21 protein-coding genes are annotated in these 21,844 nt (G+C 32.5%); 11 read left to right on the top strand and 10 right to left on the bottom strand.

Annotated features, from left to right (window positions below; all coding sequences use genetic code 11):
- Positions 1–15: 15 nt before the first annotated feature.
- From EDB96_RS06205 to EDB96_RS06195, 3 genes are read right to left on the bottom strand one after another with little or no spacing between them, the layout of a single operon-like run.
- Positions 16–744 carry an SDR family NAD(P)-dependent oxidoreductase gene (locus EDB96_RS06205; RefSeq protein ID WP_057116894.1) on the bottom strand — a complete coding sequence of 243 codons (729 nt, stop codon included), beginning with the start codon at positions 742–744 and terminating at the stop codon, positions 16–18.
- Complete coding sequence (locus tag EDB96_RS06200) at positions 741–1,190, bottom strand: adenylyltransferase/cytidyltransferase family protein (RefSeq protein ID WP_057116895.1); 450 nt, start codon at positions 1,188–1,190, stop codon at positions 741–743. The genes EDB96_RS06205 and EDB96_RS06200 overlap by 4 nt, the downstream gene beginning before the upstream one ends.
- Positions 1,191–1,217: 27 nt before the next feature.
- Entirely contained in the window at positions 1,218–1,640 is a 423-nt protein-coding gene (locus EDB96_RS06195; RefSeq protein ID WP_134139747.1) for an adenylyltransferase/cytidyltransferase family protein, read from the bottom strand.
- A 324-nt stretch (positions 1,641–1,964) separates the two neighbouring features.
- On the opposite strand from EDB96_RS06195, the gene EDB96_RS06190 reads away from it, so the two are divergent.
- Positions 1,965–2,936 (top strand): T9SS C-terminal target domain-containing protein, encoded by a 972-nt coding sequence (locus EDB96_RS06190; protein ID WP_134139745.1) that lies wholly within the window; start codon positions 1,965–1,967, stop codon positions 2,934–2,936.
- Here EDB96_RS06190 and EDB96_RS06185 read toward each other — a convergent pair.
- Both EDB96_RS06185 and EDB96_RS06180 read right to left on the bottom strand, forming a co-directional pair.
- Positions 2,920–3,609: a DUF4386 domain-containing protein gene (locus EDB96_RS06185; RefSeq protein WP_057116898.1), complete on the bottom strand. Its 690-nt coding sequence runs from the start codon at positions 3,607–3,609 to the stop codon at positions 2,920–2,922. The two genes, EDB96_RS06190 and EDB96_RS06185, sit on opposite strands and share 17 nt — an antisense overlap.
- Before the next feature lie 17 nt (positions 3,610–3,626).
- Positions 3,627–4,058, bottom strand: coding sequence for a DUF6326 family protein (locus EDB96_RS06180; protein ID WP_134139744.1), 432 nt, complete (start codon positions 4,056–4,058; stop codon positions 3,627–3,629).
- Positions 4,059–4,273: 215 nt separating this feature from the next.
- On the opposite strand from EDB96_RS06180, the gene EDB96_RS06175 reads away from it, so the two are divergent.
- The 3 genes from EDB96_RS06175 (at position 4,274) to EDB96_RS06165 (ending at position 7,491) form a co-directional block, all read left to right on the top strand.
- The gene (locus EDB96_RS06175) at positions 4,274–6,136 is read left to right on the top strand and encodes an ABC-F family ATP-binding cassette domain-containing protein (RefSeq protein WP_057116900.1); all 1,863 of its coding nucleotides are present in this window, start codon (positions 4,274–4,276) and stop codon (positions 6,134–6,136) included.
- A gap of 82 nt (positions 6,137–6,218) precedes the next feature.
- Positions 6,219–6,683, top strand: coding sequence for an FKBP-type peptidyl-prolyl cis-trans isomerase (locus EDB96_RS06170; RefSeq protein WP_057116901.1), 465 nt, complete (start codon positions 6,219–6,221; stop codon positions 6,681–6,683).
- A gap of 28 nt (positions 6,684–6,711) precedes the next feature.
- Complete coding sequence (locus EDB96_RS06165; RefSeq protein WP_134139742.1) at positions 6,712–7,491, top strand: O-methyltransferase; 780 nt, start codon at positions 6,712–6,714, stop codon at positions 7,489–7,491.
- Between the two features lie 59 nt (positions 7,492–7,550).
- On the opposite strand, the gene EDB96_RS06160 is transcribed toward EDB96_RS06165, so the two are convergent.
- Complete coding sequence (locus EDB96_RS06160) at positions 7,551–8,210, bottom strand: DUF6565 domain-containing protein (RefSeq protein WP_057116903.1); 660 nt, start codon at positions 8,208–8,210, stop codon at positions 7,551–7,553.
- 277 nt (positions 8,211–8,487) lie between these two features.
- On the opposite strand from EDB96_RS06160, the gene EDB96_RS06155 reads away from it, so the two are divergent.
- The 4 genes from EDB96_RS06155 to secA all read left to right on the top strand — a co-directional run bounded on the left by EDB96_RS06155 (position 8,488) and on the right by secA (position 13,751).
- Positions 8,488–9,174 (top strand): ABC transporter ATP-binding protein, encoded by a 687-nt coding sequence (locus EDB96_RS06155; RefSeq protein WP_057116904.1) that lies wholly within the window; start codon positions 8,488–8,490, stop codon positions 9,172–9,174.
- A gap of 92 nt (positions 9,175–9,266) precedes the next feature.
- Positions 9,267–9,836 (top strand): cob(I)yrinic acid a,c-diamide adenosyltransferase, encoded by a 570-nt coding sequence (locus EDB96_RS06150; protein WP_057116905.1) that lies wholly within the window; start codon positions 9,267–9,269, stop codon positions 9,834–9,836.
- Between the two features lie 259 nt (positions 9,837–10,095).
- Positions 10,096–10,317, top strand: a complete 222-nt coding sequence (locus EDB96_RS06145) for a DUF2795 domain-containing protein (protein ID WP_007138072.1) — start codon at positions 10,096–10,098, stop codon at positions 10,315–10,317.
- Positions 10,318–10,406: 89 nt separating this feature from the next.
- On the top strand, positions 10,407–13,751 hold the full coding sequence (gene secA / locus EDB96_RS06140; protein ID WP_134139741.1) for a preprotein translocase subunit SecA: 3,345 nt from the start codon (positions 10,407–10,409) through the stop codon (positions 13,749–13,751).
- A 176-nt stretch (positions 13,752–13,927) separates the two neighbouring features.
- On the opposite strand, the gene EDB96_RS06135 is transcribed toward secA, so the two are convergent.
- Together EDB96_RS06135 and EDB96_RS06130 are read right to left on the bottom strand one after the other, a co-directional pair.
- Positions 13,928–14,590 carry a TrmH family RNA methyltransferase gene (locus EDB96_RS06135; protein WP_134139740.1) on the bottom strand — a complete coding sequence of 221 codons (663 nt, stop codon included), beginning with the start codon at positions 14,588–14,590 and terminating at the stop codon, positions 13,928–13,930.
- Positions 14,583–15,218 (bottom strand): hypothetical protein, encoded by a 636-nt coding sequence (locus tag EDB96_RS06130; protein ID WP_134139738.1) that lies wholly within the window; start codon positions 15,216–15,218, stop codon positions 14,583–14,585. Before EDB96_RS06130 ends, EDB96_RS06135 begins: the two co-directional genes overlap by 8 nt.
- Positions 15,219–15,314: 96 nt before the next feature.
- Between EDB96_RS06130 and EDB96_RS06125 the strand changes: the two genes are divergently transcribed.
- The 3 genes from EDB96_RS06125 (at position 15,315) to EDB96_RS06115 (ending at position 20,029) form a co-directional block, all read left to right on the top strand.
- Entirely contained in the window at positions 15,315–16,004 is a 690-nt protein-coding gene (locus EDB96_RS06125; RefSeq protein WP_134139737.1) for an SIR2 family NAD-dependent protein deacylase, read from the top strand.
- 202 nt (positions 16,005–16,206) lie between these two features.
- Positions 16,207–17,553, top strand: coding sequence for an adenylosuccinate lyase (gene purB, locus EDB96_RS06120; protein ID WP_134139736.1), 1,347 nt, complete (start codon positions 16,207–16,209; stop codon positions 17,551–17,553).
- 238 nt (positions 17,554–17,791) lie between these two features.
- Entirely contained in the window at positions 17,792–20,029 is a 2,238-nt protein-coding gene (locus tag EDB96_RS06115) for a cation:proton antiporter (protein ID WP_057116910.1), read from the top strand.
- A gap of 137 nt (positions 20,030–20,166) precedes the next feature.
- Here EDB96_RS06115 and EDB96_RS06110 read toward each other — a convergent pair whose 3' ends face one another.
- The gene (locus tag EDB96_RS06110; RefSeq protein ID WP_134139734.1) at positions 20,167–20,805 is read right to left on the bottom strand and encodes a peroxiredoxin; all 639 of its coding nucleotides are present in this window, start codon (positions 20,803–20,805) and stop codon (positions 20,167–20,169) included.
- A gap of 111 nt (positions 20,806–20,916) precedes the next feature.
- Positions 20,917–21,828, bottom strand: a complete 912-nt coding sequence (locus EDB96_RS06105) for an AEC family transporter (RefSeq protein ID WP_134139733.1) — start codon at positions 21,826–21,828, stop codon at positions 20,917–20,919.
- Positions 21,829–21,844: the final 16 nt, after the last annotated feature.

Genomic DNA, 21,844 nt, shown 5'->3' with positions numbered 1-21,844 from the left:
GTATTAATCTATAAATTAGGACGCAGCATATCCGCCATCAACAACAAGAATTTCTCCATTAACATAACTGTTGTTAATTAAAAACAAATATGCATCTGCTAATTCTGATGGTTCGCAAAAACGCTCCAAGGCAATTTTTTTATTTATACTTATTTTCTGCTCTTTTGGTTTTGCATTCTGCCATTCAGTACTTACAAAGCCTGGGGCGATTGCATTTACTCTAATTTTTCTATCAGACAGAACTTTAACCAAGTTTTTTACTAATGCATGTACTGCAGCCTTTGTTACACCGTAGGACAGAGATAAGGAATGCGGATGAACCCCCATCAATGAACCCGTAAAAGTAATACTTGAGTTATTTTTAAGTCTAGACATTAGTCTTTGTAATAAAAAAGTTGGAAAATTCACATTTACATCAAAAACGTGCTGCCAGTTTTCAACAGAAATTTCAGAAAAAACAGACCTGTCGGTTGCACCAGTATTGAACAAAATCGCATCTAGATAAATATTATTTCTTTTGAGATAATTTTCAATAATAACAATCGAATTTAGATTTCCACAATCAACTCTTAAAACATCGATTTTTAATTGAGGATATATAATCTGCAAATTATATAGTATTTTTTTTGCTGCTTCTTCATCAGACAAATACGTAATAATTACATTCCATCCCTCTTCCAATAAACGCTCAACAACCGATTTACCTATGCCTTTAGTACCACCCGTTATAAATGCCGTTTTCACTTAATTTCTGGATTTGAATGTTTGTCACTAACCTTTTTCAATTCTTTATATTTATGAAAAATCTCTTCTTTTAATTTAGAAGAAGAAATGCCTTCTCCATAGGGAAAATAAAAAACTTGAATGCCTAATTCTCTTAAGTAATCATATTTCCCAACCCAATCATCACCAACTACAAATGAATCTATATTAAGATTTTTAATTAACTCGGTATGATCCAACGATTTTTGCGGTACTACAATATCAGGATATTTTAAAGATTCTAAAATTGCCAAACGCTCCTCAAAAGGAATAATGGGCGCTTTTTTATAAGAGCAAACCAACTCATCTGTACTTACTCCTACAATTAGCACTTCACCTAACCCTCTGGCATATTTAATCATTTTTAAATGATTAGAATGAAACATATCAAATGTTCCAGATGTATAAATAATTTTTCTTTTTGACATTTTAAATAAATTTTAAATGACGAAGATTTAGACTTTTGCCAATTCCCTAACAGCAACTTCTTTTCTTAGTCCACTACTTGAAAAACGATGATCTCGTTTATTAAAGTGAAGTTTAATTCCTTTTTCCTCACAGTAATTTCTTCCAGTAAAGTTTTTATTTTGATATTCCTCACCAATAATTCGAACATCTATTTTATGCGATCTCAGGATATCTTCTAAATCCTGTTCTGTAGCATAAGGAATAATTTCATCTACAAATTTGCATCCCTTAAGTTGAATGTACCTTTCAACAACTGTTTGTGTCGGACTATTTTTTTCAGGGCGATCTAAAGCCGGATCTATTTGTAATCCCACAATTAAATAATCACATTGTCTTTTGGCTTCTTCCAGCATTTTAATATGACCAGCATGTAGTAAATCAAAAGCGCTAAATGTTATTCCTATCGTCATATTTAAAAAATTAGTTATTTATAAGCATAGCTTCGCTTCTCCCACTCACAAAAGTCAGATTCAGATTAAAATTCTATTAAAAAATACTCTTAATAAATCATCTCATTTATCCACGAGTCCTTTTAATTTTTTTGCAAAAGTAGTTTAGTAAAACAGCATCAAAAAACAAAAATGAAAGAAATGTCTTATTTTAATATAAAAAAGACGTATTGTTCCTCTTACAAAAAAGTAGAATAAAAAAATATAGATTTGCATTTAAAATAGTTTAAAGCTGCTTTTTGAACATTAAAAGCTATTTTTGCAATGCCTAAAACGCGACTTTAAATGAAAAAAGTTATAGTATTCTTTTTCTTAATTGTTACTTCGACCTACAGTCAAATCTCGCTCTGTATAGATTCTCGAGCAGAAAATTACAATTCGAATGCTACACAAAATGATGGCAGTTGTACTTATAAATATTTAAAACTTAAACCAGAATATTCGAAAATCTTAAGCGATTCTATAAGAGAAACTTCAGGATTAATTGCTTTCGAAAATTTACTTTGGACGCATAACGACGATCACGATAAAACGATTTACGGATTGGATTCTTTAGGAAGAATCAAAAGAAAAATCATTCTTAATGAAGCAACAAATTACGATTGGGAAGAAATTACCCAAGACAGCTCACATATTTATATAGGTGATTTTGGCAATAATTATTCTGGAAACCGATCTAATCTTAAGATCTTTAAAATTGAAAAAAAATCGTTTTTGGAAGAAAATCTTAAGATTGAAACAATTTCATTTTCTTATGCTGATCAAACGGATTTTTCTGCTTCAAAATCCAATAAAACCGATTTTGACTGTGAAGCTTTTATTGTTTCTAAAGACAGTATTTATTTGTTTACTAAACAATGGAAATCTTCTAAAACCAATATTTACGTCCTCCCCAATCAAACTGGATCGCAGGTTGCAAAACACAAAACTACACTTGATACAAAAGGTTTGGTAACTGGCGCGACTTATGTAGCAAATAAAAACTTGATTGTTTTATGCGGGTATACTAAAGTCGGAAAACCATTTTTATACCTGCTTTACGATTTTAAAAATCAGGATTTTTTGTCTGGAAATAAAAGAAGAATAGATTTAAAACTCCCTTTTCATCAAATTGAAGGAATTACAACTAAAGATGGTCTTCATTATTTTTTAACGAATGAAGCTCTGGTTCGCAAACCTGTGATAAATGTGAAGCAGCAAATTCATTATTTAGATTTGAGTCCAATTTTAAATCAATACATCAATCGGCAACAATAACTTTGTTTTTCGCCCCCATTATTAAGAGCCAAAAACAAGTTCCGATTTCTCCAATGCTTGCCGGAAGTCTTACGTAAGATGATATTCCGAGTTCAGAATAATTAGATAATAATGTGTTGCCCAAGAAATTTATTAAATATCCCAAACAGCCAAGCATTAATAAAATTCCTAAAAATTTTGGAATTACTCCTGATTTAAAAACTAAGTATCCAAAAGGAAACAACCAAAGTCCCCAAAAAATCTGAACAATTAAATTTCCGTAATCATATTGATTGAGGTAAAACATTACGAGATCTTTTTTTTGTTCTCCCGAATTAATAATAGACAAAACCGCAAATTTGTTCAACATATTTACAAAGGAAATTGGCACACTTACAACAGCTAAAACAACCATATATCTGGCATATGTTTTATTAAAAGACCTGAGTAATTTATATAAAACCAAAGGCAAAAACAAAAAGAAGGTATAGCAGATTAAACTGCTGACGATTCCAAGTCTAAAAAGAAATTCAGAATTCACAATATTATTAAAAGTTTCAGATGCATTGTTCCAAACAATTAATTTTGAGGGAACATATCCTAAACTAAAAATTCCGGTTATTACAACAACTAAGTATAACAAACCTGCAATTCTTCCTGTATTAGTAAACGATATTTTTGATTCTTGAGTCATCTTTTATCTTTTTAAAATTAAATATATCTTGGCCATTTAAATGCAAACCAGACAATTATAGCTGTAAGTATACTTTCTATAAATGCCAAAAAAACATAAAAACTCCACCAAGGTTTCATTGTGGTAAAAGCAATTAATAACATTATGAGTGTATAAATAACTCCAAAAACAATATTTAGCAGTCTATTTATTTTTGGTTTTAAAATAACAGAGGCAAAAATCATTAAAGCTGGAATTGTCATTAAAATTGTGGCAAGAAATAATCTTACTGGAGAATCAAGAAGCGTTTCACCATTTATAAAATCTTTTACTTTATTTGGAACATACAATGAAAAATAATCTCCATATATGTAGCAAAACATTACCGAAGTCCACAATGCAGCAAGTTTGATTTTAGTGTTTATTTTAAAATCTTCAAAACTGCCCGATTTTATCTCTTTCTCACTCATATTTAAGAAATTAAGTTTTTAAATATGTCGGAGATAATCTTAAAACGTTACAATCTATTTTTAAAACTGTTTTTAGTGAAGGACTTGTTATAGGTTTACAAAATCAAAGATATAGAGCTTTTAAGTCTGTTTTTTTTCTCTGATGCAAAAGCCTATCTTTGCGCAATATTTAGAATTTTAATTAATAAAAACTGAAATATCAGTTAAAGATCTTCATGAATTACTTATCTGTAGAAAACATATCAAAGTCATTTGGCGAAAGAGTCCTTTTTGACAACATTTCTTTTGGAATCAACAAAGACCAAAAAATTGCTTTTATTGCCAAAAATGGTTCTGGTAAAACCACCATTATGAGCATTATTAATGGTTTGGACGAACCAGATACAGGACAAGTTGTGCTGAGAAAGGGAATCAGAATGGCGTTTCTATCGCAAGACAATAATCTGCAAGATGAATTAACGATTGAAGAAAGCATTTTTGCTTCAGATAACGAAACTCTAAAGATAATTGAGGCTTACGAAAAAGCGCTTGAAAACCCAAATGATGAAGAGGCTTATCAAAAGGCTTTTGACGGAATGGATCAGCATAATGCGTGGGATTTTGAAACGCAGTACAAGCAGATTTTATTCAAATTAAAACTAGAAGATTTTAAACTTAAAGTAAAAAATCTTTCAGGAGGGCAAAAAAAACGTCTTTCATTGGCTATTATATTAATCAATCGACCAGATTTGTTGATTCTAGATGAGCCAACCAACCATTTAGATCTTGAAATGATCGAATGGCTGGAAAGTTATTTTGCTAAAGAAAATATTACGTTGTTTATGGTTACGCACGACCGTTTCTTTTTAGAGCGTGTATGTAACGAAATCATTGAGCTTGATAACGGAAAATTATACCAATACAAAGGAAATTACTCTTATTATTTAGAGAAAAAAGAAGAAAGAATAACTTCTGAAAACTCTAGCATTGATAAAGCTAAAAACTTATTTGTAAAAGAATTAGAATGGATGCGCCGCCAGCCAAAAGCGAGAACAACCAAATCTAAATCTCGTCAGGATGACTTTTATGTAATTAAAGAAAAAGCACAAAGCCGTAGAAAAGAAAACAAGGTAGAACTTGAAATTAATATGGAAAGAATGGGAAGCAAGATTATCGAGCTTCATAAACTTTCTAAAAAATTCAAAGACAAAGTTATTCTAGACAATTTTAGTTTCGATTTTCAGCGTGGCGAAAGAATCGGAATTATTGGTAAAAACGGAACAGGAAAATCTACTTTTCTAAATTTGTTGACAGGAACAATTCCGCCCGACAATGGACGTGTTGTAAAAGGAGATACCATTAAAATTGGTTATTACACACAATCTGGAATCAATCCAAAACCAGGACAGCGTGTTATTGATATCATTAAAGAATACGGCGAATATATTCCGTTGGCAAAAGGAAAAATTATTTCTGCTTCGCAATTGTTAGAACGTTTTCTATTCGATGCAAAAAAACAATACGATTATGTGGAGAAACTGAGCGGTGGAGAATTGAAACGATTGTATTTATGTACCGTTTTAATTCAGAATCCGAACTTTTTGATTCTCGATGAGCCAACAAACGATTTGGATATTGTAACGCTGAATGTTCTTGAAAGTTTCCTTTTAGATTATCCGGGATGTTTATTGGTAGTGTCGCACGACCGTTACTTTATGGATAAAATTGTCGATCACTTATTTGTATTTAGAGGACAGGGTGAAATTGAGAATTTTCCAGGAAACTACTCTGATTTTAGAGCTTATGAAGACAGTGCCGACGTTGCTCAAAAAGAAGAAAACAAAGCCGAAAAGAAAGATTGGAAACAAAACAATCCTACAGGAAATTTAAGCTTTAACGAGCAAAAAGAATATCAAAAAATCGAAAGAGAAATCAAAGATTTAGAAATCGAAAAAACTAAAATTGAACAGTTATTCTCTGACGGAAAAGTTGCCGATGCTGATATTGAAAAGAAAGCAAATGAATTGCAAAATATCATAAAGAAAATAGACGCAAAAGAAGAACGCTGGTTTGAGCTTTCGGCAAAGATTGAAGGGTAATTTTTAGTTTTCAGGTTTCAGGTTTTAAACTGAGACTGAAATCTAATTTTTATATATTTACGACTTTAAAAATAAATACCACATGAAAAAATTATTAACTGCATTATTCACTTTAACACTTTTTGTTTCCTGCTCTAGTTCTGATGACTTGATAAAGCCTAAAGATTTTACGGCTGAAAATGAAAAAGAAATCACAGATTATTTAGCAAAAAATAACTTAACTGCAAAGAGAACAAGTTCAGGATTGTATTATATTGTTAATGAAGAAGGAACAGGAAAACAACCAACAACAGCATCTACAGTTACAGTAGTTTATAAAGGTTATTACACAAGCGGAACTACTTTTGATCAAAGCCCAATTTCTGGATCAACTTTTCCTTTAAATCGTGTAATACTAGGCTGGCAGGAAGGAATTCCATTTTTTAAAGAAGGTGGTAGTGGTGTTTTACTAATACCGTCTCACCTAGGATATGGAAGTTATACTGACAGAGGAATTCCTGGAGGATCTGTACTTGTGTTTGATGTAAAGATTATTGCAGTAAACTAATGCCATTTTAAGAACTATTAGAAAAATAATGCTCTTTCAAATAAAATCTTATCTAAAATTTTTGTGGAATTCTAAAAACGAACATGCGGTTCACTCGCCTTTTGTTTTTAGTTTACTGACAAAATGTTTTTATGATAAGAAACAAAAGCCAGAATATTCAATTCTTAAGAAATATCGAAAATCACTTCTCAGTAATAAAAGTTTCATTGAAGTAACTGATTTTGGAGCAGGCTCTAAAGTTTTTAAATCAAACAAAAGACAAATTTCGAAAATTGCTAAAACAGCGGGAATTTCACCTAAACGTGCCGAATTATTATTTCGAATATCCAATTATTTTCAACCTAAAAATATTCTGGAGATAGGAACATCACTTGGTTTAGCAACTTCTGCTTTAGCTTTAGGAAATCCCAAAGCAAAAGTAATAACTATAGAAGGCTGTCCGAATACAGCAAATATTGCCAAAAATCAACTGAATGAATTCGATTGTACAAATGTTGAAAATATAATTTCTGAATTTGAATCTTTTTTAATTTCCGAAAATCTACAATCAACAACTTACAATCTGATCTATTTTGATGGTAATCATTCAAAAAAAGCGACTTTAAACTATTTTGAACTTTTATTACCAACGATTGACAATGATTCTGTTTGGATTTTTGATGATATTCATTGGTCTCCAGAAATGGAGGAAACCTGGGAGATTATAAAAAATCATCCAAAGGTAAAAGTAACAATAGATACTTTCCAATGGGGATTTGTTTTCTTTAGACGTGAACAGGAAAAAGAACACTTTATAATAAGAGCATAAATAAAAAAAGGCAATCATCTCTGATTGCCTTTTTTTATACTAATTCAAAAAAATATTTTTTATTTTTTTGCTTCTTTATTCTCTTCAGATTTTGCTCCCATTCTGTTAACAGTGTACATTGGTGCAAATTTGATTTTTAAACCAGCAATTTTTCTGTTATCTTCAGACGAAAGTCCTTCTTTTTCAACAGTATTTTTTCTGCTGTCAAGTGCTTCATACAATAATTTAATTTCATCCCAGTCTTCTCTAGAATAACTATCTTTATTGTTTTCAACTGTATGTACAAATTGTTGGTAAACGCTGTGAATATTCTGAGCGTTAACCCAGCTAAAACTCATATCGTCTCCAATTTTTCCTTCACCAAATAAAGCATTTCTCAATTGTTGTTTAGGACTTGGAGCTGGCGGGGCCAAAAGGGTGGTCATTTCATTTTTAAAGTCCTCGTATTTTGCTTTACTTGTATTTATTTTTTCAGTTTGAGCAGCGTTGTCTTTAATATCTGCTAAAGCTAAACTAGCCTCTGCCGCTCTTCTGTCATATTCTGCTTCTACAGCATTCCAATTTTCTTTTAAATCTTCGGCTTTAACATTTTTAACCGAATCTACGTAGGTTACATAAGAGTCAATTGTTCGCTGTGCTTTTTCTTGTTTTTCATCTTTACATGACGTAAAACCTAACGCCATTAATGCAATTACTGCAGTTATTTTAATATTCTTCATAATGTTGATTATTTAATTAATTACATTTCAAAGATACCCAAAACAAAACCCCATAAATTACATTATTACCATATTTTTAATATTAAAAATATATTAAATCTGTAAAAAATAAAAAATAATGACAATTATATAAATTAATACGAAAATTACGTAACAGTTTAAAATATACTATCACTATATAAGAAAAGATCCGTTTGTAACAAAAACCAATTATAAGCTACTTATCTCTTTAATTCAAAAGTGTTTTGTACTTTTAAATCCAAAATTGTAAAAAGAAATGGCTGAACCATTAATTAAGATAACGGACATCAAACGAAATTTTGTTTTAGGTAACGAAATTGTATATGTATTAAAAGGAATAGATCTAGAAATAAAAAAAGGAGAATATGTTGCTTTAATGGGGCCTTCTGGATCTGGAAAATCTACATTAATGAATTTATTAGGCTGCTTAGACACACCTACTTCTGGACATTATATATTAAATGGAAAAGATGTCAGCCAAATGAGAGATGATGAATTAGCCGAAATCAGAAATAAAGAAATTGGTTTTGTATTTCAGACATTTAATTTACTGCCAAGAACAACAGCTCTTGATAATGTTGCACTTCCTATGATTTATGCCGGCTACGGCAAATCTGATCGAATTGCACGAGCAACTGAAGTTTTAAAACAGGTAAATCTAGCCGACAGAATGGATCACCAGCCGAACCAGCTCTCTGGAGGACAGCGCCAGCGTGTTGCTGTTGCCAGAGCTTTAGTCAACAAACCTTCGATTATTTTAGCAGATGAACCTACAGGAAACTTAGACAGTAAAACTTCTGTAGAAATCATGAAATTATTTGGAGATATCCACGAACAGGGAAATACGGTAATTCTAGTAACTCACGAAGAAGATATTGCGGCTTATGCGCATCGTGTAATTCGTCTACGTGACGGACTAATTGAAAGTGATACAACTAAATAATTGTAGATTTCTGATTTTAGATTTTAGATTAGAAAAAAAACTTAATCCCGAAGCTTCGGGATAGCACCTCAGAACCTTAGCATCTCAAAAAAATGAAAGTATACACCAAAACAGGCGATAAAGGAACAACGGCTCTTTTTGGAGGGACTCGTGTACCAAAAGACCACATTCGAATTGACAGCTACGGAACTGTTGATGAATTGAATTCCTATATAGGACTTATTCGCGACCAAGAAATCGACTCAAATTATAAAACAGTTTTAATAGAAATTCAGGATCGTCTTTTTACTGTTGGTGCCATTTTGGCAACGCCGCAAGAAAAAGAAGTTTTGAAGAATGGCGAGCTGAGATTAAAAAATTTAGGAATAATTGATTCTGATATAGAATTATTAGAAAAAGAAATTGATAAAATGGACGAAAGTCTTCCGCCAATGACTCACTTTGTTTTACCAGGCGGTCATCCAACTGTGTCACATTGTCATATTGCACGTTGTATTTGCCGTAGAGCAGAACGTTTAGCTGTTCATTTAAGCCACAATGAACATGTACCAGAAATAGCAATTCAATACTTAAACCGACTTTCTGACTATCTTTTTGTCTTGGCACGGAAGTTGTCGTCTGACTTAAAAGCGGAGGAAGTGAAATGGATACCTAGGAAATAAATTTTCTAAAATTCCAAATTTTTAAATTCCAAATTCCAAAGAAAAAAACAAAATTCTTTGAATTTACAAATGACAAAATTATCATCCAATATTACAATATGGTGATTAAAGAGTAGGCTTTCAAGCCCATTTTTTGGAATTTGAAATTTGTTTTTTGGAATTTAACAAGAGACGTTCTTAAATTTTATTAAAATAAATCAAAATTTACTTGTCTTTTTCAGTAAAAAATTTATTTTTGCACAAACTAAACAGATAACAGATGTATTGGACATTAGAATTAGCATCTTATTTAAGTGATGCGCCATGGCCTGCTAACAAAGATGAACTTATAGACTACGCTATTAGAGCTGGTGCTCCATTAGAGGTGGTAGAAAACCTTCAATCAATAGAAGACGAAGGCGAGATATATGAATCAATGGAAGAAATTTGGCCTGATTATCCAACAGACGAAGATTATCTTTGGAATGAGGATGAATATTAAAAAAATAAACCAAAGGAAAAAGTCTCATCACAGAGGCTTTTTTTTTGGTTCAAATACATATTTAAAACAATAAAGAAATACAATAAATCATGAGTTTCATAAACAGTATTATTAAAGTCTTTGTAGGTGATAAATCACAGAAAGATGTCAAAGCTTTACAACCTTACTTAAACAAAATTAAAACCTTCGAAACTACCTTAATGAGTCTATCTAATGACGAATTAAGAGGGAGAACCGTATATTTTAAAGATAGAATAAAAGAAGCTAGAGCAGAAAAAGATGCTAAAATTGCTGCACTTAAAGCGGAAGTAGAAAACATTGAAGACATCGACAAAAGAGAAGATATTTATGATGCAATAGATGCTCTTGAAAAAGAAGCCTATGAAATCTCTGAGAAAACTTTAATGGAAATTCTTCCGGAAGCTTTTTCTGTTGTTAAAGAAACGGCTCGTCGTTTTAAAGATAATTCACATATTGAAGTTACTGCAACTCCAAGAGACCGCGAATTTTCAGCAACAAAACCATACATTACTATAGATGGTGAAAAAGCAATTTGGGCTAACAAATGGAATGCAGCTGGAAAAGATATCACTTGGGACATGATTCACTATGACGTTCAGTTAATTGGTGGTATGGTATTGCACGAAGGTAAAGTTGCCGAAATGCAGACAGGTGAAGGTAAAACTTTGGTTGCTACACTTCCACTTTACTTAAATGCTTTGACAGGAAACGGAGTTCACTTAGTAACGGTGAATGACTACTTAGCAAAACGTGATAGCACATGGAAAGCACCTTTATTCGAATTTCACGGTTTAACTGTTGACTGTATCGATAATCACCAGCCAAGTACAGAAGCTAGAAAAAAAGCTTACGACGCAGATATTACTTATGGAACCAACAACGAATTTGGTTTTGACTACTTAAGAGATAATATGGCACACTCGCCTAGCGATTTAGTGCAGAGAAAACACAATTACGCAATTGTCGACGAGGTAGATTCTGTATTAATTGATGATGCTAGAACACCGCTTATTATTTCAGGACCAGTTCCGCAGGGAGATCGTCATGAATTTAATGAGTTGAAACCAAAAATCGAAAACTTAGTAAGTCAACAACGTCAGTTAGCAAATGGTTTCTTAGCTGAAGCTAAAAAATTAATTAAAGAAGGAAATACTAAAGAAGGTGGTTTCTTATTATTAAGAGCTTATAGAAGTTTACCTAAAAATAAAGCATTAATTAAATTTTTAAGTGAAGAAGGAATTAAACAATTACTTCAAAAAACTGAAAATCAATATATGCAGGATAACAATCGTGAAATGCATAAAGTTGACGAAGCTTTGTATTTTGTGATTGAAGAAAAAAACAATCAAGTTGAATTAACAGATAATGGTATTAAATACCTTTCTGGAGATACTGATGCAGATTTCTTCGTTTTACCAGACATTGGAACAGAAATTGCTGCTATCGAAAAACAAAAACTTGATAAAGATTCTGAAGCAGAGGCTAAAGAAAGATTATTCCAAGATTTTGGTGTAAAAAGTGAGCGTATTCATACTCTTACTCAGCTTTTAAAAGCATACGCTTTATTTGAAAAAGATGTAGAATATGTTATCATGGACAACAAAATTATGATTGTCGATGAGCAGACAGGTCGTATTATGGATGGACGCCGTTATTCTGACGGTTTACACCAAGCGATCGAAGCTAAAGAAAATGTAAAAATTGAAGCTGCTACACAAACTTTTGCTACAGTTACATTACAGAATTATTTCAGAATGTACAGCAAATTAGGTGGTATGACAGGTACAGCAGTTACAGAAGCTGGTGAGTTATGGCAGATTTATAAATTGGATGTTGTTGAAATTCCAACCAATCGTCCAATTGCTAGACATGACAAAGAAGATTATATCTACAAAACAACACGTGAGAAATTCAACGCTGTTATTGAAGACGTTACTGAATTATCAAACGCTGGAAGACCAGTTTTGATTGGAACAACTTCTGTAGAGATTTCAGAATTATTAAGCCGAATGTTGAAAATGAGAGGCGTTACTCATAACGTTTTGAATGCTAAAATGCACAAACAAGAGGCACAAATAGTTGAAGAAGCTGGTAAAGCCGGAGTTGTAACTATTGCAACAAACATGGCTGGTCGTGGTACCGATATTAAATTATCTCCAGAAGTAAAAGCTGCGGGAGGTTTAGCAATTGTTGGTACAGAGCGTCATGATTCTCGTCGTGTAGACAGACAGTTACGTGGTCGTGCAGGACGTCAGGGAGATCCAGGAAGTTCTCAATTTTATGTTTCTCTTGAAGACAACCTAATGCGTTTATTTGGTTCTGAAAGAGTTGCTAAAGTAATGGACAGAATGGGACTTAAAGAAGGTGAAGTTATTCAGCATTCTATGATGACCAAATCTATCGAACGTGCTCAGAAAAAAGTAGAAGAAAACAACTTTGGTGTTCGTAAACGTTTATTAGAATATGATGACGTTATGAACTCACAGCGTGAAGTAGTTTACAAACGTCGTCGCCACGCTTTATTTGGAGAGCGTTTGAAACTGGATATCGCTAATATGCTTTATGACACTTGCGAATTAATCGTAAGTAATAATAAAGTGGCAAATGATTTTAAAGGATTTGATTTTGATTTAATTCGTTATTTCGGAATTACATCTCCAATTTCAGAAGCAGATTTCTTGAAATCATCTGATATTGAAATCACTGGAAAAGTTTATAAAGAAGCTTTGGCATTCTACACAGAAAAAACTGAAAGAAGCGCTAGAGAAGCTTTCCCAATCATTAAAGGTGTTTATGAAGAACCAAACAATCATTTCGAAAGAATTGTAGTTCCTTTTACAGACGGAATCAAAACTTTGAATGTGGTTACTGACTTGAAAAAAGCGTACGACAGTGAAGGTGCTCAATTAATTGCTGATTTCGAGAAAAACATCACACTTTCTATCGTTGATGAAGCTTGGAAAAAACACTTACGCAAAATGGACGAATTGAAACAATCTGTTCAATTGGCTGTTCACGAACAAAAAGATCCATTGCTTATTTATAAATTAGAAGCTTTTAACTTGTTTAGATCAATGTTAGACAACGTTAATAAAGAAGTTATCTCATTCTTATTCAAAGGTGATTTACCTGCTCAAAACGCTCCTGAAATTCATGAAGCAAGAGAAATTCGTCAAAAAGAAAATTTACAATTAACTAAAGACGAAATTCCAAACAGCGAAAATATTAATCGCGAAGCTGGAGAAACACAACAACGTCAAGTTACTGAAACTATCGTGAGAGATATGCCAAAAATCAATCGTAACGATACTGTAACAGTTCAAGAAGTTGCAACTGGTAAAACAGAAACAATGAAATTCAAAAAAGCAGAAAGTCTTTTAGCTGCTGGAACTTGGGTTATTGTAAATGAATAAATTCTAAGTATTCAGTCGCAGTTTACAGTCTCAGTACTGTTTACAGTTTACACTGATACTTCAAATTCCATAAAAAAAACCGACAGCAAAAACTGTCGGTTTTTTATTTTTTAAGCGTTTATATTTTAAATTAAACATCTCAAAACTGAAGACTGAGACTGTAAACTGCGACTTTTTTATCTCGGATTTTCCAGATAATAACGCGCTTCAATTCGTTTAATATCTTTAATAGAATTTTTAGCCCAATCCAGACGTTTTACTAAAATTTCTTCTTCGGTCAATTTCCAATTAATATCTGATCTTCTTAATCTATTCGTCAAATTTTGAATAACAATAGCTGCCGAAACTGAAATATTTAAACTTTCCGTAAAACCAACCATTGGTATTTTTAAGAAACCATCGGCATTGTCCATTATTTCTTTTGATAGACCTTCTTTTTCTGTTCCAAAAAATAAAGCACTTGGTTTTGTAATATCAAAATCTTCCAGCATGCAGTCGTTTTCGTGAGGTGTAGTAGCAATGATCTGGTAACCTTTGCTTTTTAAATCAGAAAGACATCCTGAAACCGAATCAAACCGATTGATATCTACCCATTTTTGAGCACCCAAAGCAATTTCTTTATCAATTCTTTTTCCGAAACGCTGTTCAATTACGTTCAATTCCTGAATTCCAAAAACTTCGCAGCTTCGCATTACTGCACTTGTATTATGCATCTGGAAAACATCTTCTACCGCAACTGTAAAATGCTTCGTACGGTTTTCTAAAACTTTCAAAAAATTGCTTTTTCTATTATCCGTTAAGATATTTTCTAGAAATGCGAGGTAATCTAAATCAATCATTATTAATATTTTTATTTTCCAATATATTGCGAATTACTTCATATAAAACAAAAGTATTCCAATCTTCTTTATAGGAATAACCACGATTAAAATCTAATGGATTTTCTCGTGAGTAAATAGAAACATACGTAGTATATTTTCTAATTCCTATATCTTTCCAATTAATTAGTTTCTTTTCTTGCTTCAAAAGTTTTGAAATTGTAATTAGTACACCGTCTGAATTAATATCAACATCTCCAATAGTAAACGACTCACCCACTTCAAAAGCTTTAATAAATAAAATTACTTTTTGCTTAAAATATAAATCCCAAACAGTATTAATTATTTCAGCATAGATCTTAGTGTATTCACTTTTTTTAATTCCAAAGTAACTTTTAAAATTAATCTTCAATACTTCATCATTGAAATTTTTGATAAAAATCTGAAAATCACGACCGAAAACAATATCATATTGATACAAGGTTACACCATAACGAAACTCTTTTATTTCATCTGTTTTGAAAGATGTGATTCCACTTCCAACTAAATCTTTGTTTTCAAAGCTAATAAAATCAGGATGAAGATGTAAATCTCTTTTATAATTATCTAAAAAACTTCTTTGAATTTTAATCTTAAGTTCCGTTTTCAAATGTTTTGAATTTAATAGCGCGCTAAAATAACCATTTCATTTGAAAAATTTCTCATTTGATTATCTTTGAATGAGAATCAAAAAATCTCCTTAAAAATGAAAAAGAAACTTGTAGTCTTAACAGGAGCTGGAATCAGCGCAGAAAGCGGCATTAAAACATTTCGTGACAGTGACGGTTTGTGGGAAGGACATGACGTAATGGAAGTTGCAACTCCTGAAGGCTGGTATAAAAATCAGGAATTAGTTTTAGATTTTTACAATAAACGCCGTCAGCAGTTAAAAGAAGTGAATCCAAATTTAGGCCATATTATTCTGGCTGAATTGGAAAAAGATTTTGATGTTTATATTATCACTCAAAATGTTGACGATTTACATGAACGAGCTGGAAGTACAAAAGTGCTTCATTTACATGGCGAATTGCTAAAAGTGAGAAGCATTCAGAATAAAAATCTAATTCTAGATTGGACCGAAGATTTAAATACAGGAGATTTTGATGCAAACGGACATCAGCTCAGACCTCATATTGTTTGGTTTGGCGAAGAAGTTCCTGCTCTCGAAGAAGCTATCGATATAACTGAAACTGCAGATTATTTTGCTGTAATTGGAACTTCCCTTCAGGTTTATCCTGCGGCGGGCTTAATTTCGTATGTTCCAAGTACAACTCCAGTTTTTTATATTGATCCAAAGCCAATTTCAATTCCGAATATTCGCAACAAAGTTGAAACGATTGCAAAATTTGCTTCAGAAGGAGTTGCAGATTTAAGAGAGAAATTAAAATCAATTTAAACACATAATTTATTGACACAAATTTCACTAATTGACATGAATCTTTGCATTATCTATCAAGCAGCCAAAAAATCCGTGTTAATTCGTGAAATTTGTGTTATGTTTTCTTTTCTCCCTTTTTAAATTTATCCAATTGACTTTCTGATTACTTTAAATCCGCAAATTCTGTTTATATTTGCACCTTTCGAAAAACAACATAACAATGACTACTCTAAACGAACTGAATGCTATATCGCCAATTGACGGAAGATATAGAAATAAAACCCAAAATTTAGCCCCTTTTTTCTCTGAAGAAGCTTTAATAAAATATCGTGTATTAGTTGAAGTAGAATACTTCATTGCTTTATGCGAAATTCCTTTACCACAATTAAAAGGTATTGATTCAGGTTTATTTGACAGCTTAAGAAATATTTACAAAAACTTTTCTACAGAAGATGCACTTTGGATTAAGGAAACAGAGAAAGTAACCAACCACGATGTAAAAGCAGTTGAGTACTTTATAAAAGATGCTTTTGAAAAATTAGGTTTATCTCAACACAAAGAGTTCATTCACTTCGGATTAACATCTCAAGATATTAATAATACTGCTATTCCGCTTTCTACAAAAGAAGCGTTTGAGCAGGTTTATATGCCAACTTTAATTGCCGTAATTTCTAAATTAAAGGAATTAAGCGTTGAATGGAAAGACATTCCCATGCTGGCACGCACGCACGGACAACCTGCCTCTCCTACCCGTTTAGGAAAAGAACTTTTGGTTTTTGTAGAACGTTTAGAAGAGCAGATGCGTTTGTTATTCAATATTCCGTTTGCTGCTAAATTTGGCGGTGCGACAGGAAACTTCAATGCGCATCATGTGGCTTACCCGCAGATTGACTGGAAACAATTTGGAAATAAATTTGTTGAGACTAATCTTGGTTTACAGCATTCTTTTCCAACTACTCAAATTGAACATTACGATCATTTCGCTGCTTTCTTTGATGCTTTAAAAAGAATCAACACAATTATCATCGATTTAGACCGCGATATTTGGACGTATGTTTCGATGGATTATTTCAAACAAAAAATCAAAGCTGGAGAAATTGGTTCTTCTGCAATGCCGCACAAAGTAAATCCGATTGATTTTGAAAATTCTGAAGGAAATTTAGGAATCGCAAATGCTATTTTTGAACACTTATCAGCAAAATTACCAATCTCGAGGTTACAGCGTGATTTAACTGACAGTACAGTTTTACGTAATGTCGGAGTTCCGTTTGGACATACAATTATTGCTTTTGAAGCTACTTTGAAAGGTTTAAATAAATTACTTTTAAATGAAAGTAAATTTGCTGAAGATTTAGAGAAAAACTGGGCAGTAGTTGCTGAGGCAATTCAGACAATTTTACGCCGCGAAGCTTACCCAAATCCGTATGAAGCTCTTAAAGGTTTGACTAGAACAAATGAAGCTATTGACAAAAATGCAATTCATAATTTTATTGCTACTTTGGAAGTTTCTGATGCAGTTAGGGCTGAATTAATGCAGATAACACCTAGTAATTACACAGGAATCTAAAGAAAATTTAAAATATTTTACCAAAAAAAGCTATCTTTATCGAGATAGCTTTTTTTATTTAAATCAGAGTTTAGCCCAGATTGAAATGAAAAGCCTTTTGTGAAAAAAGCCATATTTTTTTTGCAGGTACAGAGCGACCAACGGAAGCTCCTGTAACTGTTAAAAAAATAGGCATTTTTGAACAAAAGCTTGTAATGAAAAGCTGGATCAGCTCCTTAAAAAAATACCACATTTTAATATGATTGCATTAAATGCCGCGGCCGAAAGTACACATCACCTACAACCTTTAATTAGTGATTTAGGATTAATCCTTATGACTGCTGGAATTGCCGTTTTATTATTTAAAAAAATGAAACAACCTCTAGTTTTAGGATACCTGATTGCAGGATTCTTAGCTGGAAACCATTTCGATTTTTTTCCATCCATAACCGATATGAAGAGTGTCGAAGTATGGGCAGAAATCGGGGTTATATTTTTACTATTTAGTTTAGGACTCGAATTTAGTTTTAAGAAACTAATGAAAGTTGGAGGAACTTCATCTATCACCGCCATAACCCAGATTATGTTTATGACGCTGATTGGTTACTGTGTTGGCCAGTGGATGGGCTGGGGAAAAATGGACAGTATTTTTCTAGGTGCAACACTTTCGATTTCGTCTACAACTATTATTATCAGGGCTTTTGATGAATTGGGTGTAAAAGGTAAAAAGTTCGTCGGTATTGTATTTGGAGCTTTAATTGTTGAAGATATTGTTGCCATTTTAATGCTTGTTTTGTTATCAACGATTGCGGTAAGCGACCAAGTTTCTGGAGGTGAATTATTACAATCGGTTTTAAAATTGATTTTCTTTTTAATTATATGGTTTTTAGGCGGAATTTTTATTATTCCAACTATCTTTAAAAAAGCCAAACATCTTATGACAGACGAAATGCTCTTGATAATTTCATTGGCACTTTGTTTAATGATGGTTATTTTTGCTGCAAATGTTGGTTTTTCTCCAGCTTTAGGCGCATTTATCATGGGTTCTATTATTGCTGAAACTACAATGGCAGAAAAAATCGAACATTTAATTCAGCCTGTAAAAGATTTATTTGGCGCGGTTTTCTTTGTATCCGTAGGAATGTTGATTAATCCGGGAACTTTAGTGACTTATGCACTTCCTGTGGCTTTAATTACGCTTATAACTATTTTTGGAAAAGCATTTAGTTCTTCTATAGGAGCCTTAATTTCTGGTCAGCCTCTTAAACAATCTGTTCAAACGGGAATGAGTCTGGCGCAAATTGGAGAGTTTTCATTTATTATTGCCACGCTTGGTATGACTTTGAAAGTAACAAGCGATTTCTTGTACCCAATTATTGTGGCAGTATCGGCAGTTACAACTTTTACAACTCCATTCTTAATCAAATATTCTGAAACATTTGCTCAATTTTTAGAATCAAAAATGCCCAAAAAATGGGTTAAAAATATCAACCGCTACAGTGTGAATGCGCAGGCAATTAAGTCTGTCAGTACTTGGCAGATTGTATTGCGGTCTTCAATCACTCAAATTATTCTTCATACTATAATTATTGCAGCTATTATTTTATTGTCATCTCGATTTGTAGCGCCGTTAGTAGCCGATACTAGATTCGGAAATACTTTAGCTGCCTTACTAACATTGGTGATAATTGCGCCGTTTTTATGGGCTCTATCGCTTCGACGCGTTAAAGTGGAAGAAGTAGAAATACTTTGGGAAGAACGAAAATATCGTGGAGCCCTTTTAATGCTGATTTTAATTAGAATGAGCCTTGGATTATTTTTTGTTGGATTTTTATTGAATATTTTCTTCTCTCCCTTAGTAGCATTTGTTGCACTGATTATCGCTATTGCTGCCTATCAAATTTTCCCTAAAAAACTGAACGAGCAGTACCATAGAATTGAAAATCACTTTTTGAAAAATCTTAATGACCGCGAAAACAAAAAAATAGACAGAAGATATGCCAATTTAATGCCATGGGACGGTCACATGTCTTTTTTTGAAATTAAAAAAGAATCTAATTTAGTTGGTAAAACGTTACAGGAATTAAAAATTAGGGAACAATTAGGAATTAATATAGCCTATATCAAAAGAGGCGAAGTTACTATACCAATTCCAACAAAAAATGAACGCCTATTTCCTGGAGATGAAATCTGCGTAATTGGAACAGATGCTCAAATTGTTGAATTCACTAAATTTTTAACTCAGAATGAAACTGAGGCACCTGGAAAAGTGGAAGAAACTAATATTGTACTACGTCAGCTCGAAGTTTCTCAGGAAGAATTCATTCAAAAAAGCATCGGGCAATTTAGAGCAAAAACCGACGGAATGGTTGTGGGAATCGAACGAAACGGAAATCGTATCTTAAATCCAGAATCTAGTTTAATCTTAGAGAAAAACGATATTCTCTGGGTGGTTGGTGACAAAAAAAGGATGACTGATTTATTAGCGGTGAAATAGTTTTTTTTTGAGGGGCTAAGTTTCTGAGATACTAAGATTCTAAGTTTCCTTTTAATATAATTAAGGCGCTAAGATGGTAAGCTTCTACGAGAGAAAAACTTAGCATCTTAGCGCCTTAGTATCTTAGAACCTTTAGGTTACTTATTCGGCTGTGGTGTCAAACGCAGATAAGGTTTAATTGGTGTATGTCCTTTTGGGAATTTCGCTGGAATGTCGCTGTCTGGAATTGCAGGTGCAATAACTACATCTTCGCCATCTTTCCAGTTTGCAGGTGTTGCAACACTATAATTTGCTGTTAACTGCAGACTATCAATAACACGAAGCAATTCGTCAAAATTTCTTCCTGTCGAAGCTGGATACGTTAAAGTCAATTTGATTTTTTTGTCTGGTCCGATAACAAAAACAGAACGTACTGTAAATTTATCACTCGCATTTGGATGAAGCATATCGTATAAATTAGCTACTTTTTTATCTTCATCGGCAATGATAGGGAAATTAACTTCTGTATTTTGAGTCTCGTTGATATCTTTAATCCACTCTTTGTGCGACTCCAAACCATCTACACTCAAAGCAATAACTTTCGTATTTCTTTTAGTAAATTCAGGAACATAATTCGCTACAGTTCCTAATTCAGTTGTACAAACAGGAGTAAAATCTGCTGGATGCGAAAATAATACACCCCAAGAATCTCCCAGCCATTCATGAAAATTAATTGGTCCCTGCGTGGTTTCTGCATGGAAATCTGGAGCTATATCGCCTAATCTTAATGTTGACATAATTTAATTTTTTTAGTTCCTCTAAAATTAACTAAAAAATACATTGAGAAAACAACATAGAATTAAAAAAAAGTTAAAATTCTACTTCCTCGATATAATTACTATTTTAAACTAAATAAAACTTAAAACGAAGTACCAAACAGCAAGAGTTACAAATGAAATTGGAATTCCGAAACCGATCATCATACTGCTTAATTTGGGCTTTAAACCATAAGTTGAAGCTAAAATAGCACCCGTAATCATTGGAGCCATAGCAGTTTCCATTAAAGTGATTTTTATAACTTCAGAGCGTTGATTAAAAATAAAAACATATAGTACAAAGATTATGAAAGGAACTAAAATTAACTTAAAGAAAAGTCCCAGTCTCAAGAATTTCCAATGCTGACTTTTTCGATCAAAAGTTAATTGGAGACCAACAGAAAGCAAAGCTAAAGGCGTTACTAAACTGCCTATTTTCAATAACAGTGATTGAATATTTTCATGTAAATCAAATTGGAAAATGTTCATCAAACATGATATAACAAACATGATAAAAGGCGGAAACAGAATTATTTTTTTCAAAATTCCCAAAGCGTTTGGGCTTCCTTTAGAATAAAAAGCTGCTGTAAAAACACCAAGAGTTGAAACCACAACAAAAGTCCCAGGCTGATCAACCAATACAGCCGTTTCTAAACCTTTTTTTCCAAATAAAGCTTCAATAATCGGATAACCAAGAAAAGAACTGTTGCTTAGTCCTGCTGTCAAAATCAAGCATCCAATTAATTTATTAGACCAGCCATTTCTTCTTCCTAAAAAATGAAAAAACACAAAGGCTAATAAATAAGTAATCCACCCTGCTCCTATTGGAAACAAAAGTTCACTGCTCCATTTTATTTTCGGAATGTGATATAAGGTGATCGCAGGGAGACAGAAATAAATAACAATTTTATTAAGTGTCTTATAGATATGAGTAGGAAATTGTTTTACGTGTTGTAAAACTAAACCTAGGGAAAGAAAGATAAATATCAATATAAAGTTGTTCATATCACGGCTTACGCAC

Origin of the sequence: Flavobacterium sp. S87F.05.LMB.W.Kidney.N, assembly GCF_004366435.1 — a bacterium.
GTDB lineage: Bacteria > Bacteroidota > Bacteroidia > Flavobacteriales > Flavobacteriaceae > Flavobacterium.
This window is presented reverse-complemented; position numbering and strand designations above follow the sequence as displayed.

Bases quoted from the DNA above. Each gene is read 5' to 3' on its own strand.
- EDB96_RS06200 (WP_057116895.1), bottom strand. From the start codon at position 1,190: ATGTCAAAAAGAAAAATTATTTATACATCTGGAACATTTGATATGTTT.
- EDB96_RS06195 (WP_134139747.1), bottom strand. From the start codon at position 1,640: ATGACGATAGGAATAACATTTAGCGCTTTTGATTTACTACATGCTGGT.
- EDB96_RS06190 (WP_134139745.1), top strand. From the start codon at position 1,965: ATGAAAAAAGTTATAGTATTCTTTTTCTTAATTGTTACTTCGACCTAC.
- EDB96_RS06185 (WP_057116898.1), bottom strand. From the start codon at position 3,609: ATGACTCAAGAATCAAAAATATCGTTTACTAATACAGGAAGAATTGCA.
- EDB96_RS06180 (WP_134139744.1), bottom strand. From the start codon at position 4,058: ATGAGTGAGAAAGAGATAAAATCGGGCAGTTTTGAAGATTTTAAAATA.
- EDB96_RS06175 (WP_057116900.1), top strand. From the start codon at position 4,274: ATGAATTACTTATCTGTAGAAAACATATCAAAGTCATTTGGCGAAAGA.
- EDB96_RS06170 (WP_057116901.1), top strand. From the start codon at position 6,219: ATGAAAAAATTATTAACTGCATTATTCACTTTAACACTTTTTGTTTCC.
- EDB96_RS06165 (WP_134139742.1), top strand. From the start codon at position 6,712: ATGCTCTTTCAAATAAAATCTTATCTAAAATTTTTGTGGAATTCTAAA.
- EDB96_RS06160 (WP_057116903.1), bottom strand. From the start codon at position 8,210: ATGAAGAATATTAAAATAACTGCAGTAATTGCATTAATGGCGTTAGGT.
- EDB96_RS06155 (WP_057116904.1), top strand. From the start codon at position 8,488: ATGGCTGAACCATTAATTAAGATAACGGACATCAAACGAAATTTTGTT.
- EDB96_RS06150 (WP_057116905.1), top strand. From the start codon at position 9,267: ATGAAAGTATACACCAAAACAGGCGATAAAGGAACAACGGCTCTTTTT.
- EDB96_RS06145 (WP_007138072.1), top strand. From the start codon at position 10,096: ATGTATTGGACATTAGAATTAGCATCTTATTTAAGTGATGCGCCATGG.
- secA (WP_134139741.1), top strand. From the start codon at position 10,407: ATGAGTTTCATAAACAGTATTATTAAAGTCTTTGTAGGTGATAAATCA.
- EDB96_RS06135 (WP_134139740.1), bottom strand. From the start codon at position 14,590: ATGATTGATTTAGATTACCTCGCATTTCTAGAAAATATCTTAACGGAT.
- EDB96_RS06125 (WP_134139737.1), top strand. From the start codon at position 15,315: ATGAAAAAGAAACTTGTAGTCTTAACAGGAGCTGGAATCAGCGCAGAA.
- purB (WP_134139736.1), top strand. From the start codon at position 16,207: ATGACTACTCTAAACGAACTGAATGCTATATCGCCAATTGACGGAAGA.
- EDB96_RS06115 (WP_057116910.1), top strand. From the start codon at position 17,792: ATGATTGCATTAAATGCCGCGGCCGAAAGTACACATCACCTACAACCT.
- EDB96_RS06110 (WP_134139734.1), bottom strand. From the start codon at position 20,805: ATGTCAACATTAAGATTAGGCGATATAGCTCCAGATTTCCATGCAGAA.
- EDB96_RS06105 (WP_134139733.1), bottom strand. From the start codon at position 21,828: ATGAACAACTTTATATTGATATTTATCTTTCTTTCCCTAGGTTTAGTT.